The sequence below is a fragment of the Amycolatopsis melonis genome (assembly GCF_040064235.1).
GTDB lineage: Bacteria > Actinomycetota > Actinomycetes > Mycobacteriales > Pseudonocardiaceae > Amycolatopsis > Amycolatopsis melonis.
In genome coordinates, this window is sequence record NZ_JBDZYD010000014.1 from 58,048 (window position 1) to 74,904 (window position 16,857).

Annotated in this window: 16 protein-coding genes; 5 read left to right on the forward strand and 11 right to left on the reverse strand. The window is 73.5% G+C overall.

Annotated elements, in window-relative coordinates; all coding sequences use genetic code 11:
* From ABJI51_RS33350 to ABJI51_RS33365, 4 genes are read left to right on the forward strand one after another with little or no spacing between them, the layout of a single operon-like run.
* Positions 1–1,341, forward strand: coding sequence for a GH1 family beta-glucosidase (locus tag ABJI51_RS33350; protein WP_348955058.1), 1,341 nt, complete (start codon positions 1–3; stop codon positions 1,339–1,341).
* Positions 1,329–2,270, forward strand: a complete 942-nt coding sequence (locus ABJI51_RS33355; RefSeq protein WP_348955059.1) for an ABC transporter permease — start codon at positions 1,329–1,331, stop codon at positions 2,268–2,270. Before ABJI51_RS33350 ends, ABJI51_RS33355 begins: the two co-directional genes overlap by 13 nt.
* Positions 2,267–4,150 (forward strand): dipeptide/oligopeptide/nickel ABC transporter permease/ATP-binding protein, encoded by a 1,884-nt coding sequence (locus ABJI51_RS33360; protein WP_348955060.1) that lies wholly within the window; start codon positions 2,267–2,269, stop codon positions 4,148–4,150. Before ABJI51_RS33355 ends, ABJI51_RS33360 begins: the two co-directional genes overlap by 4 nt.
* On the forward strand, positions 4,137–4,829 hold the full coding sequence (locus tag ABJI51_RS33365) for an ATP-binding cassette domain-containing protein (protein ID WP_348955061.1): 693 nt from the start codon (positions 4,137–4,139) through the stop codon (positions 4,827–4,829). The genes ABJI51_RS33360 and ABJI51_RS33365 overlap by 14 nt, the downstream gene beginning before the upstream one ends.
* On the opposite strand, the gene ABJI51_RS33370 is transcribed toward ABJI51_RS33365, so the two are convergent.
* From ABJI51_RS33370 to ABJI51_RS33410, 9 genes are all read right to left on the reverse strand, one after another.
* Positions 4,801–6,078 carry a nucleotide disphospho-sugar-binding domain-containing protein gene (locus tag ABJI51_RS33370; protein WP_348955062.1) on the reverse strand — a complete coding sequence of 426 codons (1,278 nt, stop codon included), beginning with the start codon at positions 6,076–6,078 and terminating at the stop codon, positions 4,801–4,803. The two genes, ABJI51_RS33365 and ABJI51_RS33370, sit on opposite strands and share 29 nt — an antisense overlap.
* A 55-nt stretch (positions 6,079–6,133) precedes the next feature.
* Positions 6,134–7,330: a phthiocerol/phthiodiolone dimycocerosyl transferase family protein gene (locus tag ABJI51_RS33375; protein WP_348955063.1), complete on the reverse strand. Its 1,197-nt coding sequence runs from the start codon at positions 7,328–7,330 to the stop codon at positions 6,134–6,136.
* Positions 7,321–9,288, reverse strand: a complete 1,968-nt coding sequence (locus ABJI51_RS33380; protein ID WP_348955064.1) for a CocE/NonD family hydrolase — start codon at positions 9,286–9,288, stop codon at positions 7,321–7,323. Before ABJI51_RS33380 ends, ABJI51_RS33375 begins: the two co-directional genes overlap by 10 nt.
* Positions 9,285–10,295 (reverse strand): 3-oxoacyl-ACP synthase III family protein, encoded by a 1,011-nt coding sequence (locus ABJI51_RS33385; RefSeq protein ID WP_348955065.1) that lies wholly within the window; start codon positions 10,293–10,295, stop codon positions 9,285–9,287. The genes ABJI51_RS33380 and ABJI51_RS33385 overlap by 4 nt, the downstream gene beginning before the upstream one ends.
* Positions 10,296–10,305: 10 nt before the next feature.
* Positions 10,306–10,521, reverse strand: a complete 216-nt coding sequence (locus ABJI51_RS33390) for a DUF5988 family protein (protein ID WP_348955066.1) — start codon at positions 10,519–10,521, stop codon at positions 10,306–10,308.
* Positions 10,522–10,540: 19 nt separating this feature from the next.
* Positions 10,541–11,320 (reverse strand): ABC transporter permease, encoded by a 780-nt coding sequence (locus ABJI51_RS33395; RefSeq protein WP_348955067.1) that lies wholly within the window; start codon positions 11,318–11,320, stop codon positions 10,541–10,543.
* A 79-nt stretch (positions 11,321–11,399) separates the two neighbouring features.
* A complete protein-coding gene (locus ABJI51_RS33400; protein ID WP_431605688.1) occupies positions 11,400–12,365 on the reverse strand; it encodes an ATP-binding cassette domain-containing protein in 966 nt (321 codons plus the stop codon).
* 204 nt (positions 12,366–12,569) lie between these two features.
* Positions 12,570–13,475 carry an AraC family transcriptional regulator gene (locus ABJI51_RS33405; protein ID WP_348955070.1) on the reverse strand — a complete coding sequence of 302 codons (906 nt, stop codon included), beginning with the start codon at positions 13,473–13,475 and terminating at the stop codon, positions 12,570–12,572.
* A 230-nt stretch (positions 13,476–13,705) separates the two neighbouring features.
* Positions 13,706–14,338, reverse strand: a complete 633-nt coding sequence (locus ABJI51_RS33410; RefSeq protein ID WP_348955071.1) for a response regulator transcription factor — start codon at positions 14,336–14,338, stop codon at positions 13,706–13,708.
* A gap of 268 nt (positions 14,339–14,606) precedes the next feature.
* On the opposite strand from ABJI51_RS33410, the gene ABJI51_RS33415 reads away from it, so the two are divergent.
* Positions 14,607–15,413, forward strand: coding sequence for an SAM-dependent methyltransferase (locus ABJI51_RS33415; protein ID WP_348955072.1), 807 nt, complete (start codon positions 14,607–14,609; stop codon positions 15,411–15,413).
* A 49-nt stretch (positions 15,414–15,462) separates the two neighbouring features.
* Here ABJI51_RS33415 and ABJI51_RS33420 read toward each other — a convergent pair whose 3' ends face one another.
* Together ABJI51_RS33420 and ABJI51_RS33425 are read right to left on the reverse strand one after the other, a co-directional pair.
* The gene (locus tag ABJI51_RS33420) at positions 15,463–15,855 is read right to left on the reverse strand and encodes a hypothetical protein (protein WP_348955320.1); all 393 of its coding nucleotides are present in this window, start codon (positions 15,853–15,855) and stop codon (positions 15,463–15,465) included.
* A 139-nt stretch (positions 15,856–15,994) separates the two neighbouring features.
* Positions 15,995–16,789: a GH25 family lysozyme gene (locus ABJI51_RS33425; protein WP_348955074.1), complete on the reverse strand. Its 795-nt coding sequence runs from the start codon at positions 16,787–16,789 to the stop codon at positions 15,995–15,997.
* Positions 16,790–16,857 lie beyond the last annotated feature (68 nt).

The following is a 16,857-nucleotide window of genomic DNA, read 5'->3' on the forward strand; positions in this document are numbered from 1 at the left end:
ATGAGCGAACCGGAGCTGACGTTCCCGCCGGGATTCCGGTGGGGCGTGGCCACGTCCGCCTTCCAGATCGAAGGCGCGTGGAACGCGGACGGAAAGGGACCGTCCACCTGGGACACCCGGGCCCACCGCCCAGGCGGGCTGGCCGGCGGCGCCACCGGCGACGTCGCCTGCGACCACTACCACCGGCTCGCCGAAGACCTGGACCTGATGGCGGACCTCGGCATCGGCAGCTACCGGTTCTCGGTGTCCTGGCCGCGGGTCCAGCCCGCCGGGCAGGGCCGGTGGAACGGCCGTGGCCTGGCCTTCTACGACCGGCTCGTCGACGGCCTGCTGGCCCGCGGGATCGAGCCGCTGCTGACCGCCTACCACTGGGACCACCCGCAGCCGGTGGAGGACGCCGGAGGCTGGGCGGCCCGCGACACCGCGGCACGGTTCGCCGACTACGCCGAAGGGCTCGCCGTCCGGTTCAGCGACCGCGTCCGGCGGTGGATCACGCTCAACGAGCCGCTGTCGGTGATGCACGCCGAAATGGCAGGCCGCCCGCCGGAATCCGCGCGCCGCCACGGCCTGCGGGTGGCCCACCACCTCCTGCTCGCCCACGGCCTGGCCGTCCCGCGCCTGCGGGACCGGGTGCCGGGCGGGGAGATCGGGATCAGCCTCAACCTCGCCGGGATCTCCCCCGCCACCAGTGAGCCCGCCGACGTCGAGGCGGCGGCCCGCGCCGAGGCATACGAGGACCGGCTGTTCCTCGATCCCCTGGTGCGCGGGGAATATCCGCGCCTGGACGGGCAGCCGGTGCTCGACGCAGGCGGCGACGACCTGGCGGTCATCGCCGCCCCGCTGGATTTCCTCGGCGTCAACTGGTATGCCCCCGCCCGGATCGCCGCGGCGCCGTCCGGGGTGTTCGGCTACACCCGGGTGCCGTTGCCCGGCGCGAGCACGAACCTGCTCGGCTGGCCGGTCGCGCCGGAGGAGTTCGGCACGCTGCTGGCCTGGCTGCGCACGCACTACCCGGGACTGCCGCCGATCGAGATCACCGAGAACGGGTACCCCGGCCTCGACGAGCCGGACGTCACCGGCTCGGTCCAGGACCTGCGGCGCATCGCCTACCTGCGGGCCTGCCTGCGCCAGGTGCGGGCCGCCCGCGACGCGGGCTCGGACATCCGCGGCTACCACGTCTGGTCCCTTTTGGACAATCTCGAATGGGAGCACGGCTATCGTCCGCGCTTCGGACTGGTGCACGTCGACTTCACGACGCTCGCCCGCACGCCCAAGGCGTCCTACCGGTGGTACCGGCAGTTCGTCGCCGCCCAGCACCGGGAGGTGCGATGCTCCGGCTGATCGCCCACCGGCTCGTGGTGTCGGTGGTGCTCGTCTTCCTCGTCTCGCTGCTGGCGTTCCTGCTGCAGGCGGCCGCGCCGGGCGACCTCGCGCGCACGATCCTGGGCCAGAACTTCAGCACCGAGGCCCACGAACAGCTGCGGCACCAGCTCGGTCTCGACCAGCCCGTGCTCACGCAGTACGGGCAGTGGCTGCGCGACGCGCTGCACGGCGACCTCGGCTCGTCGCCGATCAGCGGGCTTTCGGTGGCCGGCGAGATCGGCAACCGGCTGCCGGTCACGCTGTCGCTGATCGGCTGCGCCACCGCGGTGACGGCGTTCGTCGGGGTCGCGCTCGGTGTCGTCAGCGCTGTCCACGGTGGACGGATCGGGCGGGTCGTCGACGTCCTTTCCCTGATCGGCTATGCCCTCCCGAGTTTCTGGTTCGCGCTCACGATGGTGACGCTGTTCGCGGTCACCGTGCAGCTGCTGCCCGCCACCGGGTACGTCGCGCTCGGCGCGTCGCCCGCGGGGTGGGCCCGCAGCCTCGTGCTGCCGGTGGCGACCCTGGCACTGCCGGGGATCGCGGTGTTCGCCAAGCAGACGCGGGACGCGATGCTGGACGCGCTTTCCCGGGACTACGTGACGGCGTTGCGGGCCCACGGCGTCCCCGAACGGTCGGTGATCCTGCGGCACGCGCTGCGCAACGCGGCGATTCCCGTGGTGACGCTGGTCGGGCTGACGTTCATCGGCCTGCTCAGCGGGACGGTGTTCGTCGAGTCGGTGTTCGCCATGCCCGGGCTGGGCGGGCTGGCCGTGCAGGCGACGTCGTCGCACGACATCAAGATGATCCAGGGCGTGGTGGTGGTGTTCACGGTGATCGTCGTCGTGGTCAACCTGGTGGTGGACCTGGCCTACGGCGGGCTCAACCCGAAGGCGCGGGTCCGGTGACCGCGCGCATCGAGGAGTTCGTCGCCCGCGGCGTCCGGCCCGGGCGGCGGTGGCGGGCAGCGCTGCGGCGCCCGCTCGCCGTGCTGCCGCTGGCCTACCTCGCGCTGCTGGTGGCCGGTTCGGTGCTCGCCCCGCTGCTCGCGCCGTACAGCCCGGTGGCCGCCGACCTGGACCACGTGCTGGCCGGGCCCAGCCTGTCGCACGTGCTGGGCACCGACGCGCTCGGCCGCGACGTGCTGGCGCGGCTGATGTACGGCGGGCGGGTCAGCCTGCTGCACGCCGCGATCGTCGTCGTCACCGTGGTCGTCGCCGGCGTCGCGAGCGGGATCGCCGCGGGGTACCTCGACGGGTGGTTCGACCGGGCCTTCACGTGGGTGGTCGACGTCCTGCTCGCGATCCCGGTGCTGATGACGCTGCTGGTCGTGCTGGCCGTCGTCGGCGAGCACCAGACGGTCGTGATGGTCGCGCTCGGCGTACTCGTCTCGCCCGGCCTGGCCCGGGTGGTCCGCGGCGCGACCCTGGCCGTGCGCAAGGAACTCTACGTCGCCGCGGCGCGGGTGTGCGGGCTGCCGCATCACCGGATCGTGGCCGCGCACGTCCTGCCGCGGATCGCCGGCCCGGTGATCGTCCAGGTGTCGCTGCTCGCCGGCGGCGCGCTGCTCATCGACGCCGGGCTGAGCTACCTCGGCTTCGGCGCGCAGCCGCCGGACCCGACGTGGGGCGACATGATCGCGCAGGCCGCGTCCGTGATCGACCGGCAGCCGTGGCTGCTGGTGCCGCCGGGTGTCGTGCTCGGGCTGGCGATCCTGGCGTTCGGCCTGCTCGGCGACGCCGTCCGGGACGCGACCGCCGGCCACTCGCCGCTGCCGCAGCCGGCGCGCACGTCGACGTTGACTCCGTGCGCGGAGCCGTCCGCGGCGCTGCTTTCGCTGCGCGGCCTGGAAGTCACCCTGGCCGGCGGCCGGGTCGTGGTGGAGGACCTGTGCCTGGAGATCGGCCACGGCGAAACGGTGGCGCTGGCCGGCGAGTCCGGCTGCGGCAAGTCGATCACCGGCCGGGCCATCCTCGACCTGCTCCCGGCGGGCGGCGCGGTCACCGCCGGGAGCTTCCGCTTCGACGGCGAGGACCTGGCCGCCACCGGGCCGCGCGCGCTGCGCGGCTCGCGGATCGCGCTGATCTCGCAGGACCCGGTGGCCGCGCTGGACCCGGTGTTCCCCATCGGGCGCCAGGTCGGCGAGCTGGTCCGGCTGCGGCACGGCGGCTCCCGGACGTCGGTGCGGCAGCGGACGCTGCAGCTGCTGCGCGACGTCAACCTGCCGGAGGAGGTGGCCCGCCGCTATCCGCACGAGCTGTCCGGCGGCATGGCCCAGCGCGTCGCGATCGCGATGGCACTGGCGGGCGAGCCGAGCCTGCTCATCGCCGACGAGCCCACCACGGCACTCGACGCAGCGGTGCAGGCCGAGGTGCTCGCCCTGCTGGGACGGCTGCAGGCTGAGCGCGGGATGGCGATCCTGCTGATCACCCACGACTGGGCGGTGGTGACGTCGTTCTGCCGGCGCGCGTATGTGATGTACGCGGGACACATCGTGGAGTCGGGCCCGGTCGAGGAGCTGCTGACACGGCCACGGCACCCGTACACCGAGGGCCTGCTCGGGGCGATGCCGAGCCGGGCGCGGCCGGGGACGCGGCTGACCGCGATCCCGGGGTCGGTACCGGAACCCGGGCAGTGGCCGTCCGGCTGTCACTTCGCGCCGCGGTGCACGCTCGCGACGCCCGAGTGCAGTGCGGCGCCGGTACCGGTGTCCGAACCGGACGCCGGGCACCGGACCCGGTGCCTGCACCACGACGAGCTGGCGGGAGGGGAACGTGCCTCTGCTTGAACTCCGCGGCCTGCGCGTCGCCTACCGGCCGCACCATCCGGTCGTCGACGGCGTCGACCTCGTGGTGCGGCCGGGTGAAACGCTCGGGCTGCTCGGCGCGTCCGGCTCCGGGAAGTCGACCGTCGGGCACGCCGTCGTCGGGCTCGTCCGGCCGTCCGGTGGCCGGATTCTCTTCCGCGGCGAGGACATCACCCACGCGACCGCCCGGCGGCGGCGGGCGCTGAGCACCCGCCTGCAGATCGTCTTCCAGGACCCGCACGGCTCGCTGAACCCGTCCCGGACCGTCGGCAGCACCCTGGCCGAGCCGCTGCGCGTGGTCCGGCGGCTGCCGCGGCGGGCGGCCGAGGCCCGGGTCGCCGCGGTGCTCGAACGAGTCGGGATGCCACCCGCCGTCGCGAGGCGGTACCCCGGCGCCTTCTCCGGCGGGCAGCTCCAGCGCATCGCCATCGCCCGCGCCCTCGTGCTCGAACCCGAACTGCTCGTCTGCGACGAGCCAACCAGCGCGCTCGACCTCTCCGTGCAGGCCCAGATCCTCAACCTCCTGCTGGACCTGCAGCACCAGCTGGGCTTGAGCTACTTGTTCATCTCCCACGACGCCGACGTCGTCCGCTTCCTGTGCCACCGCGTGGTGACCCTGCGCGGCGGCCGGATCACCGAGCCCGCCGGTCCGCGGTCGTGAGTGCTTCGAGGACCTTGACCGCCTCGCCCGTTCCGTCCTCCGCGCGGATCAGCTCGCCCAGCTCCCGGGCCCGCGCCGGGAGCGTCCCGGCGACCGCGTCGCCGATCGCCCGGGCCAGGCCGTCCGCCGTCAGCTCCCGCAACGGCTGCGGCGGCGGGGCGACACCCAGTGCGGCCAGCCGCCGTCCGAAGTAGGGCTGGTCGAACATGAACGGGCACACCACCTGCGGGCGGCCCGCCGCCAGTGCCGCCGCCGTCGTGCCCGCCCCGCCGTGGTGCACCACCGCCGCCATGCGGGGGAACAGCCAGTCGTGCGGGGCCTGCGTCAGGCAGAACGTCCCGGGGCCGAGGCCGTCCGGGCGGATGCCGCCCCGGCCCAGCGCGACCACCGCGCGGACCCCGGCCGCGCGCACCGCCGCCGCCACGATCCGGCCGGTGCGGGCCGGGTCGCTGCCGACCATGCTGCCGAACCCGAGGTAGACCGGCGGCTCCCCCGCGGCGAGGAAGGCGGCCAGGTCCGCGGGCGGCGTCCACGGCGACGGCGGCAGGAAGAAGAACCCGGGCGTGTGCACCGGTTCCGGGTACCACGCCCGCGGCGGCAGCACGTGCCTGCTGAACGCCTGCAGCACCGGGGCCGGGCCGCCGTCCGGCCGCCGGAGCGGGTCGTGGGCGAACCGGCGGCGGGGCAGCCCGAGCGCGGCCCGGAACTTCCGGGGACTTCCGGTGAGCGCGCGCACGAACGTCCGCGTCGTCGCGTACGACGCCCGGTGGAATGCGGCGGGCACCGGGAACGGCAGCAGCGGATCCGGGAACGACGGCGTCGGCACCCAGAACGGCTGCAGGCACACCGGCACGGCCGCGACGCCCAGCCGTTCGGCGATCGCGTGCCCGGGAACGTTGACCTGGTGCACGACGACGTCGGCGTCGTCCTGCCCGGCCAGCGCCGCGAGGTCGCCGAACACCCGGGCCATCGCGATCCGGTTCCGCCGCAGCAGCCGCAGGCCGAGCCGTTTCCCGCGCAGGCCACGGAAGTTGCGTTCGACGGCTTCCCACGCGGCGCGGTCGTCGACCAGCTTGTTGGTGCCGTCGTCGAGCGGGATCACCCGCGGGCAGTGCGCCTGCGCCTGCCCGGCCGACGACGCGGGCACGGCCAGCACGACATCGTGCCCGGCACCGGCGAGCGCCGAGGCCAGCGCAGCGAACGGCTGGACGTCCCCGCGGCTGCCGTGGGTGAGGAGCAGAGCCTTCACGAACCGGTTCCTCCTGGAGTAGTGACCGCCCGACGTGGCCCGAACGCGACCCTGGCTAGGCCGAAGCGCCGACGATGAGCAGCTGCTCGTGCAGTTCCCGCACGATCCGGTCGACGTCGCCGCGGGTGAAGAAGCGGTCGGTGAAGATGTGCAGGACCGTCAGGCGGTCGCGGTAGGTCGACACGTAGTAGCCCGGGAAGAACGTGTCGCCCACCGTGTTGAGGATGTGCAGCTCGGTGAACTCCACCGCGGCCGGGGCCGGGAACTCCGCCACCACGCCGAGATTGCTGATCAGCGCGTACGACAGGTTGCGGCCCAGCGTGTCCTCCATCGGCGCCGGGTCGCGGACGCCTTCGGGGACCGCCAGCACCTCGTCCATCCGGGCCTTGATCTCGCGGCCGATCAGCACCGGGCTCTGCCGCGGCGAAACCGCCGTTTCGGCCACATAGGACATCATGAAGTTGGTCGTCTCCAGCTCGCCCACCGGCGGGTCCACCCGGCGGCGGAAGTCCACCGGCGACACGCAGTACATCGGCGCCGGCTCGCGACCGCCGGCCAGGACGCGCTGGGCGAGCAGGATCGCGCCCGAGACCAGGCCGTGCACCGTCGTGTCGTACCGGCGGGCCGCGCGCTTGAGCCACTGCGTCTCCTCGACGCCCAGCCGCAGGTAGCCGCTGATCAGGCCAGCCGTCCCGGCCGGTGGCTCGGGCGGGGTCGCCGAATGGAACAGCCGCCGGTCGTACGGGATCAGGCCGAGGCGTTCGTGGAACAGCGCCGCGGGCGGGGCAGGCAGCGCCGTCCCCGGCTCGCTCACCGGCTCCTCCCCCGACGCGAACGCCGTGAACAGCCGCAGCAGCTCGCGGAACGTGCCGAGCCACGCGTTCGCGTCGGTGATCGAGTGGTCCGTGCGCAGCGCGACGTACCCGTGGCCGTCGCCACGCGCGAGCACGAGGTCGGCGACCCCGGCCGTCGCGTCCCACGGCAGCCCGGCGATCTCCGCCAGGACGTCCGGGCCGTCGTCCAAGACGCGCAGTTCCGGTTCGTGCTCCGGGGAAACCGCCAGCACCGCTTCCGGCGCGGTCCCGCGAACCCGGGCCCGCAGCACCGGGTGGACCGTGCACAGGTGCCGGAACGCGCGCGCGAGCACCTCGGGGTCGAGCTCGCCCGCGTACTCCGCGGCCATGATCACCACTCGGTCGAGGTGGGCCAGCTCCAGGTAGTTCAGCGGACGTTCCAGCCCGGTCAGGTCCATTTCCACTCCCGCGTGAAGAACTGCGTGCCGTTGACCAGCACCTCGGCGGTGACGGCCGCGTCCGCGGCCCCCAGCTCGATCCCGGCCCGGACGACGATCTCCTCGCCGCCGGGGGTGTGTGCGGTCTTCTCCCCCGACGCCGTCATGCGTGCCGACGCCGGGTCGTGCTCGGGGACGCTCAGGCCGACCTGCGTGGTCATCGCCAGGAAGTCGCGGATGCGGTCCCGTTTCTCCACGGTCACCCGGACCGCCGGGCGGAGGTGGTCGCGGGCGATCTCCCAGCGGTCGCCGCCCGCGGCGGGGGCCGCCCGCCGCTCGGGCAGCGGCACCACGACGTCGGTCAGCGCGTCCGGGTCGGCCGCGGGCAGGCTGAGCGTCGTGGCCTGGTGGCCCGCGTACTCCTCGGCGGCCAGGCCGACGTAGTCGCCGGGACCGCGGATCACGCGGACGCCCAGCAGCCCCGGCTCCGCCACCGGCCACAGCCGCGGCAGGTCCGCCTCGGCGACGACCAGCCGGACGCGGTGCCCGGCGGCGAACCGGTAGCACGTCGGGTCGAGCTGAACCTGGACGACGTCGTCGCGCCGGGTCAGGTCCACCGTGCCGGACGCGACGAGCAGCGAGCGGTCCTGCTCGTCGACGTCGGTCACCTTGAGCACGCACCGGGTCGCGGTGGTGCCCGGGCCGAGCAGCAGCCGCACCGACGGCTGCCCGGCGACCAGCAGCGGCTCCGGCAGCGGCGCGCTGGTGAACGCGAGCGTCCGGGCGTCGTCGTCGTGCTGGTCCAGCGGGTAGCCGAACCGGTCGGTGGGGTGTTTCGTCAGGCCGCTGAGCGCGCCGACGGTCGGGTCGCCGCGGCCGGTGACCGTGGCCGCTGCCGACGGGCGCCCGCCCGGCGCCGAGCGGTACAGGTGCCCGGAGCGGGACGCGACGAAGACGTGGTCGGCCTTCTTCGCCGGCGGCCACTGCTCGGCCCGCACCCAGCGGGAACCCGTGCCCTGGACGAAGAACGTCGCGGTCCGCTCGCGGGCACCTGCCTGCGGTGCCCGGCCGTGCAGCCAGCGGTCCCACCACGCGCACGCCAGCACCGCCGACGGGAACGGGCCGACCGGGGCGACGTCGGGGAACGTGTGCAGCCACGGCCCGGCGATCAGCTGCTTGGGCGCCCGGATCCGCCGGTAGGCGGCGATCATGGCGTCACAGAACAGATCCCGCCAGCCCGCGACGCACAGCGACGGCACGGTGATCCGGCCCGGGTCGATCCGGCGGCAGGCCCACACCGGGTGCCCCGGCGGGTGCTCCCAGGCGTCGGCGAACCACGGCTCGAACTCCTCCAGCCGTTCCTTCCACAGGCTTTCGTAGTTCTCGCGGTCGTCGGTCCGCAGCGGGGGCAGCAGCGCGCAGAAGATGTTGTACAGGCTCAGGTGCCCGAACATCCCGATCCCGCCGCGCTGGCCCGCCGGGTGCACCAGGTCGCGCTCGACGTCGGTCCAGCCCATCACCGGGAAGATCGCCTTGAGCGCCGGCGGCCGCTGCGCCGCGACCGCCAGCGTCGTCATGCCGCCGTGGGACAGGCCCCACATGCCGACCCGGCCGGTGCACCACGGCTGCGCGGCCGCCCACTGCACCACCGACACGCCGTCGGCGACCTCGCCCGGGCTCAGCAGCGGCCGCGGTGTCCCCTCCGACGTCCCGATGCCGAAGCAGTCCACGTACAGCACGGCGTAGCCGCGCTCGGCGAAGTACCGCAGGTAGCGGCTCGCCGCGATCCCGCCGAGCCCGTCCTTCCGTCCTGTGTGGAGGGTCACCAGCGCGGGCACGGGCGACGCCGTCCGCGGCCGGTAGAGGTCGGCGCCGAGGGTCAGGCCGCGCTCGCTCGACGGGATGCGGACGTCGCCGAGCACCTCGACCTCGTACCGCGGCGGCCGGGACCGCGGCACCCGCACCGGCGGCCGGATCACCGCGGCTCCCCCGGCTTGCGCGGGCGCGTCCAGCGCAGTGTCGCCCCGCCCCAGCTCATGCCGCCGCCGAACGCCACGAGCAGCACGACGTCGTCGTCGAACAGCCGTCCCGAGCGGACGGCGTCGTCGAGGGTGATCGGGACCGAGGCGGCGCCGGTGTTGCCGTACCGCTCCACGGTCAGGTGCATCTGCTCCGGCCGCAGGTCCAGGGTCTTGGCCAGGTCCTCCAGCATCCGCCCGTTCGCCTGGTGCGGCACGATCAGGTCGACCTCCGACACCTCCAGCTCCGCGGCCTTCGCGACGTCGACGACGAGGTCGGGCAGCACGCGCGCGGCGAGGTCCCGGACCTGCCTGCCGCGCATGGCGAAGTAGTGCTCGCCCGCGGCGAGGGTCTCCTCGCTGGCCGGGCGCCGGCTCCCGCCGCCGGGCACGGTGACGAAGTCGGCCGTCGTCCCGTCCGAGCCCAGCGCGCTCGACAGCAGCCCGCGTCCGCCGCCGCGCTTGCCGAGCACGACGGCACCGGCGCCGTCGCCGAAGAGCACGCAGGTGCGACGGTCCTCGTAGTTCAGGATGCGCGAGTAGGTGTCGGCGCCGATGACGAGAGCGTTGCGCGGCAACGGATCCGCTTCGAGCAGCGCGTGCGCGGTCACCAGCGCGTAGACGAAGCCGCTGCAGACGGAGTCGACGTCGAAGGCCGCCGCGCGCATCGCCCCGAGGTTGGCCTGCACGGCACAGGCGGTGGCCGGGATCGGCTGGTCGGGCGTCGAGGTCGCGACGATCAGCAGGTCGATGTCGGTCGCGGCGAGGTTCGCCGCGCGCAGGGCGTGTTCGGCGGCCCGCGTCGCCAGGTCGGACGTCGCCTCGGCGGGCGCGGCGACCCGGCGTTCGGCGATCCCGGTCTTGTCGTAGATCCACTGGTCGCCGAGGCCGAGCCGGCGGCTCAGCTCGGTGCTGGTGAGGACGGTCTCCGGCAGGTACGAGCCGGTGCCGAGAATGGCGGTGTTCATGGCGCCTTTCCTATTCCGCGAGTTTCGTCCGGTCGCACCAGACGAAGACGGCGCCGTCTTCCGGTACTCCGCGGTGGTTTTCGGGGACGAAGTGCTCGTAGCCTGCCCGGTACGGGATCTTCAGCCGGTCGTGCGCGAGCTCGGCGCAGCGGACGAGCACGGTTTCGGGCATTCCGTCGGGTGCTCCCTTCAAGGTCACTTTCACGGTCGGCTCGGCAGAGCCCATGGCCGGTTTCACCTCTCCGTCATCCGACGCGCCGGTGGTAGGCGCGGATCGCCAGGGGGAAGAAGACGCCCAGCACGCCGGCCGACCAGGCCAGCGCCCCGGTGAGCGGGCCCGCGACGGGACCGCCGTTGAGCAGGCCGCGGACGGCGTCGGCGAGCAGGCTCACCGGGTTGACGCCCGACCAGGCCCGCAGCCAGCCGGGCATGGTCGCGGCCGGGACGAAGACGCTGCTGGCGAAGACCATCGGCATGAACAGCGCGACGGCGCTGCCCTGCACGGCGTCGCGGTCGCGCAGCACCATGCCGAGGAACACGGTGATCCAGCAGAAGCACAGCCCGGCCGTGACGAGAATGGCCGTCGCGGCCAGCACTTCCAGCGGCCCGGTCCGGACCCGGTAACCGAGCGCGGCGCCGGCGGCCAGCAGGACGGCGACGGCCACGAGATACCGGACGGCCCCGGCGAGCACCACTCCGGTCAGCGGCGCCGACCGGGCGATCGGCATGCTGCGGAAGCGATCGAAGACCCCGCTGCCGGCATCGCTGTTCAGCCCGACCCCGGCCGACAGCGTGGCCATCAGCACGCTGGGCACCATCAGCCCCGGCACGAGATCCGGCAGGTAGGCGGCCGGGCTCCCGGCGATCGCGCCGCCGAACAGGTAGCCGAACATGACGAGGAAGAGCAGGGGCTGGACGGTGACGTCGACCAGGTGCTCGGGGTTGCGGCGGATCTTGCGCACGCCGCGTCCGGCCAGGATCAGCCCGTGCCGGACGGCTTGCGCCGGTGCCACGCGGCCGCTCATCGGAGGGTTCCTTTCCGCGCGGCGGGGACTCCCGGCCTGGCCCCGGCCCGCGCCGGTTCGGTCCGCACCACCCTGCCGCTCATCCCGCACTCCCTTCCCTCGCCGCAGGTACCTCCGGACCGGCCGGTTTTCCCGTCAGGGCAAGGAAAACCTCGTCCAGGCTCGGCAGCCGCAGCCCGGCCTCGGCCACCGGCAGCCCGGCCTGGTCGAGCTTCCGGACCAAAGTGGACAGCACCATCGGGTCCGCGGCCGGGGCGGTGAGCAGGCCGGTCGTGAAATCGCGGGCAGGCGGCGTGCCGGTCACCTTGCCGAGGATGCGCGCGACGGCGTCCATGTCCTGGGCCACCGCCGGGCGGACCTGGACCGTGCGGCCGCCGACCCGCTGCTTCAGCTCGCCGGGCGTGCCGTCGGCGACGACCCGGCCCGCGTCGAACACCGTCACGCGGTCCGCGAGGCGGTCGGCCTCCTCCAGGTACTGCGTGGTGAGCAGCACCGTGACGCCCTCGGCCACCAGCTCGCGCACCACCTGCCACAGCTCGCGCCGCACGTGCGGGTCGAGTCCCGTCGTCGGCTCGTCGAGGCAGAGCACCCGCGGACGGCCGACCAGGCTGGCCGCGAGATCGAGCCGGCGGCGCATCCCGCCGGAGTACGCCGACGCGGGCCGGGCGGCGGCGGGCCCGAGCTCGAAGCGCTCGAGCAGTTCCGCCGCCCGGTCCCGCGCCGCGGGGCGGGACAGGCCCAGCAGGCGGCCGAGCAGCACCAGGTTCTCCGTGCCCGTCAGATCCCCGTCGACGGACGCGTACTGGCCGGTCAGCCCGAGCAGAGCGCGAACCCGCGCCGGTTCCCGCTCGACGTCGAGGCCGCCGACCCGGACCACGCCGCGGTCCGGCCGCAGGAGCGTGGCCAGGATCCGCACCATGGTCGTCTTCCCGGCCCCGTTCGGCCCGAGCACGCCGACCACCGCACCGGCCGGGACGGCGAAGCTGACCCGGTCGAGCGCTGTCGTCCGCCCGAACCGTTTGACCAGGTTCTCCACCCGGATCATCGGCGGCACTTTTCCTCCTTCGCGCGTACCCATTTCCGGCCGGGTCCATTTCCCGTCCGGCCCGCTACTCATGATTCCGCCGGAGCCACCGGCGGCGACATCCGAAAACCGAACACTTCTTCCCGGTCCCGTGAAATGAGCCGGTCGCCCGACAAAAAAGGGTGCCGCCCGAATGGACGGCACCCGTTCAGCGCAGTTGCGCTTTCACCGCCGGAGCGTTTCCGACGGCCGTTCGCCGAACCGCTGCTGGTAGCGGGCGGCGAAATGCCCCGCGTGCAGGAAACCCCATTCCGCGGCCACCTCGGTCACCGTGACGGCGTCGGACTGGGCCGCCCGCAGCTGGTCGCGCACCCCGCGCAGGCGGATCTCGCGCAAGTACTCCATCGGGCCCATCTTGAGGTGCTTGCGGAACCCCAGCTGCAGCGACCGCTCGGTGACGTCGGCCTCGCGCGCGAGGCTCGCGGTCGTGTGCTGCCACTTCGGGTGGTTGTCGATCCACTCCAGCGCGATGCTCACCGCACGGGTCGGCGCGGCGGGCACCTCGCCGTCGAGCATCCGGGTGTAGTTGCCGGGCTGGCCCATCAGCAGCGCGGTGAGCAGCGTCCGCTCGAACATCTCCGCCACCGCGTGCCGCTCGATCAGCGATCCCGGCCGTTCCAGCTCGGTGACCAGCATCCGCAGGCCGCGCAGCCAGCTGCGGCCGTCGCCCGAGCCGACGGCCATCGCCGGGGCGAACCGCAGCGGCCTGCGCAGCGGCGCGCCGAGCAGGTCGCTCAGCCGGGCCTCCAGCCCGGTGCGCTCCAGCCGGACGACGAGCTGCGCGCAGTCGCCGGGCCAGCGCAGCACGACCGGGTCCGCCGGGGACAGCACCGCCGCGGTCGCCGGGTTCAGGCGCACCCGGTCGGCGCCGCAGCAGGCCTCGGCTTCGCCTTCGAGCGGGACGAACACGGTGAAGAACGACCCGGCGGGACCGGCGGCGAACCGCACCGGCGCCCCGTAGCGCAGCACGCTCACCGACAGGTCGCGCAACCGCACGTAATGCATTCTCGCGTCGAGCCGGGAATCGGCGCCGAGCACCCGCAGGGTGTGCGGCGCCCAAACCCGGCTCACTTCCTCGCGCACATGATCCGGGTCACAGGAACGGAAGAGCTCGTACCGCGCGAGCGGCAATCCCGACGCGGAGCCGTCTTCCCTGGACAACACCGACCTCCGTCCACTATTGGGGGTGATTTCCGCGCATCACGGCCGGGGTCCCGAATATGGGACCGCGCCGGCCGCGAATCATCGTATGAGCAACGCCGCCGCGGCCGCATCGGTCGAAAGAACGAATATCGACTCTTTCACACGACGCCGAGGTCGCGGGCGAAGGCGGCGAGCTGGGTGCGGCTGCGCAGGTCGAGCCGGGACAGCATCCGCGACACGTGCGTCTTGATCGTCGACTGGCTCAGGCCGAGCCGGGTGGCCACCTCGAGATTGGAGCAGCCCTGCGCGACCAGGCGGAGCACGCTCAGTTCCCGGTCGGTCAGCGGAATCCGCTGCCGGTCGGGGTTCCGCGCGCGGAAGGCGTCGAGCAGTTCCCCGGCCGCGGCCGGGGCAAGCCAGCCGCCGCCGGCCGCGACGGCACGCACGACCGGGGCCCACGCGCAGCCGCCGGAACCGTCGACGACGTAACCGCGGACCCCGGCCTTCGCGGCGGGCACGATGTCGCGCGGGCGGTAGGCGTCGGCCAGCAGCACCACGGCGGGACGCCGGGCGCAGCGCGCGATGTCGCCGGCGACGGTGACGCCTTCGGCGTTCAGCACGGCCCGGTCGAGCACGACCACCGACGGCGTGAACTCCTCGAGCGCGGCGACGATGTCGCTCCAGGTCTCCGGCGCGCGCTGCCGCACCTCGATGTCGGCCTCCCCGGCGAGCTGCCGCGCGATGCGGCGGGAACGGCGCGGGCAGGACAGGATCAACAGGACACGGATCACGGTCGTGGCGGCCCGCTCTCGCCGCGTCTCGCGTATTGGTTCGGACCACTGGCCCCGCTCACCCCGCGTCACCTCCGGAAGTTCGGTACGGCACCGGCTGACGGAAAGTAGCGCAGCGGCGACGTAGCGCACCAGCGGCACACCGTCGATCTTCGTCCCATTCCCGCACATCACCGGTTCGCCGCAGCGCGGATACGCCGTCCGGTTCACCGGTACCCGGCATTAGGAGGCACTCCGGAGGCTGGCTCGCAGCCGCTAAGGTGGTTCCGTGAGCGAGCAGGAAGAGGCGGACTGGATCCCGCCCGGCGCCGACCTGTCCCGGCCCAGCGCCGCCCGCATCTACGACTATCTGCTCGGCGGGGCGCACAACCTCGCAGCCGACCGCGCGGTCGCCCAGCGCCTGGAAGCCATCCAGCCGCAGGTGGCCACGGTCGCCCGGCGCAACCGCGCGTTCCTGCGCCGCGCCGTCCGGTTCATGCTCGGCCAGGGCGTGCGGCAGTTCCTCGACCTCGGCTCGGGCATCCCGACGGTCGGCAACGTCCACGAAGTGGCCCAGGAGGTCGACCCGGGCGCCCGCGTGGTCTACGTCGACTACGAACCGGTCGCCGTCGCGCACAGCAGGATGCTGCTCAAGGACAACCCGAACGCGGCGGCCCTCGAAGCGGACGTCACCGACACGGCCGCCGTGCTGACGTCCGAACCGGTCCGCACGCTGCTCGACCTGACCGAGCCGGTGGGGCTGCTGGCGATCACGATCGGGCACTACCTGCCCCCGGACGTCCGCCCGGTGTTCGCGGCCTACCGCGACGCGGTCACGTCCGGCAGCTACCTCGCGATCACCCACCTGACCAACGACTTCGCGGTGCTGAGCGACCCGCGCGTGGCCGAGACGATGCGCTCGACCCAGGACCGCATCTTCCCGCGCACCCGCGACGAGGTCCTGGCCCTCTTCGACGGCTTCGAGCTGGTGGAGCCGGGCCTGACAACCTCGGCGAACTGGCACCCGGACCGGCTGGCCGCGGTGGTCGACCCGGAGGAGGACGGCCTCTACGCGGGCGTCGGCTTCAAACCCTGAGCGGACGCGGAAGTTCCTTGCCCTCGCATCCGCGGCGGTGCGGCGTCCGTCAGGCCGTCCCCGACAGCTCCCGGTCCCCGCTGAGGAAGGCCGATGTCCAGCCGGCCAGTTCGGTCAGGCGGGCCGTCAGCTGCTCGATTTCGGCCCAGCGGCGGTGTTCGCGTTCCAGGTCCGGCACCAGGAAGTCCTCGACGAGCAGCAGGAGCGTGGCGATCTCGTAGGCGACGTCGGCGAGCTGGAGGAACGGCCGGTATTCGGCCTCGGTGCCCGTTCCGTGCCGGGCGGCCCACTCGCGGGCACCGTGGCCGGCGGCCTGGCACACCGTCACGACCGTGCGCCGCAGGGTGGTGCGCCGGGAACCCGGCTGCCCTTCGGCCAGCGGGGCGACGTTCCAGGCGACCGACAGCAGGCAGCAGCCCGCGTCGTCCATCGAGTCGTTCATCACCCGACGTACTCTGCGGACTCGCGGGCACACTCCCGCCGCTCCGACTCGCCCGGTCACGCCATCGTGTGAAGAACCCGCCCCGTCCGGGTCACTGGCTCGCACCCTTCGCCCGCCCCGCACGACCCGAGCGAAGTACCTAGCTCGCGCCCTTCGCCAGGGCCTGGACCCGGCCGATCGGGCCGTTGTAGTAGTTCTGGTCTCCCGGCAACCCGCCGCCTCGGGCGAACTGCCAGATGCTCTGCTTCTCCCATCCCGCGGGCAGCTCCCCCACCTCCGGTCCGTACCGGGCCAGCCACAGCGGGTCCGTGTTGCCGAACCGCCCCGTGTTGCCCGTGCAGCGCTTCCACCATGCCGTGCTCGTGTAGATCAGTGCGCTGCGGTGCATCTTCGCCAGGTACGTACGCGTGAAGTCCGCGATCCACGCCGTCATGTCGGCCGGGCTCTTGCCGTAACACACTTCGCCGTACGGGTTGTACTCGATGTCCAGTGCGCCCGGCAGGGTCGTGCCGTCCGGGCGCCAGGCGCCGCCGTGGGCGATGAAGTACTCCGCCTGCTCCGCTCCGCCCGACACGTCCGGGCGCGCGAAGTGGTACGCGCCGCGGATCAGCCCGGCCGCGTGGGCGCCGTCGTACTGCTGGCCGAACTGCGGGTTGACGAACCCTGTTCCCTCCGTCGCCTTGACGTAGGTGAACTTCGCGCCCGCGCCGGCCGCCGCCTTCCAGTCGACCGGGCCCTGGTGGCCGCTGACGTCGTGGCCCAGCGTCTGCCTCGGTGGGTCGGCGCGCGGGATTCCTTGCACTCCTTCGTATCGGGCGATTTGCGTGCCCGCGTAGTTCGTGTCCGCCAGGGAATAGTCGGCTCGCGCGGGCGGCGCGGCCACCACGGCCGCGAGCACGGCCAGGACAGCCGCTCCCGTCACGGTTCGGCGCATGCCGGGCCTCCGTTCTCGGTACGTCCGCGGCCCATGCTGCCTGCCGCCGGCGGACCCCGCGAGGCTTG

What these genes read in the sequence shown, in the direction of transcription:
- ABJI51_RS33350 (WP_348955058.1), top strand. Translation starts at nt 1, where the DNA reads ATGAGCGAACCGGAGCTGACGTTCCCGCCGGGATTCCGGTGGGGCGTG.
- ABJI51_RS33355 (WP_348955059.1), top strand. Translation starts at nt 1,329, where the DNA reads ATGCTCCGGCTGATCGCCCACCGGCTCGTGGTGTCGGTGGTGCTCGTC.
- ABJI51_RS33375 (WP_348955063.1), bottom strand. Translation starts at nt 7,330, where the DNA reads ATGGACCTGACCGGGCTGGAACGTCCGCTGAACTACCTGGAGCTGGCC.
- ABJI51_RS33385 (WP_348955065.1), bottom strand. Translation starts at nt 10,295, where the DNA reads ATGAACACCGCCATTCTCGGCACCGGCTCGTACCTGCCGGAGACCGTC.
- ABJI51_RS33390 (WP_348955066.1), bottom strand. Translation starts at nt 10,521, where the DNA reads ATGGGCTCTGCCGAGCCGACCGTGAAAGTGACCTTGAAGGGAGCACCC.
- ABJI51_RS33395 (WP_348955067.1), bottom strand. Translation starts at nt 11,320, where the DNA reads ATGAGCGGCCGCGTGGCACCGGCGCAAGCCGTCCGGCACGGGCTGATC.
- ABJI51_RS33400 (WP_431605688.1), bottom strand. Translation starts at nt 12,365, where the DNA reads ATGATCCGGGTGGAGAACCTGGTCAAACGGTTCGGGCGGACGACAGCG.
- ABJI51_RS33420 (WP_348955320.1), bottom strand. Translation starts at nt 15,855, where the DNA reads ATGAACGACTCGATGGACGACGCGGGCTGCTGCCTGCTGTCGGTCGCC.
- ABJI51_RS33425 (WP_348955074.1), bottom strand. Translation starts at nt 16,789, where the DNA reads ATGCGCCGAACCGTGACGGGAGCGGCTGTCCTGGCCGTGCTCGCGGCC.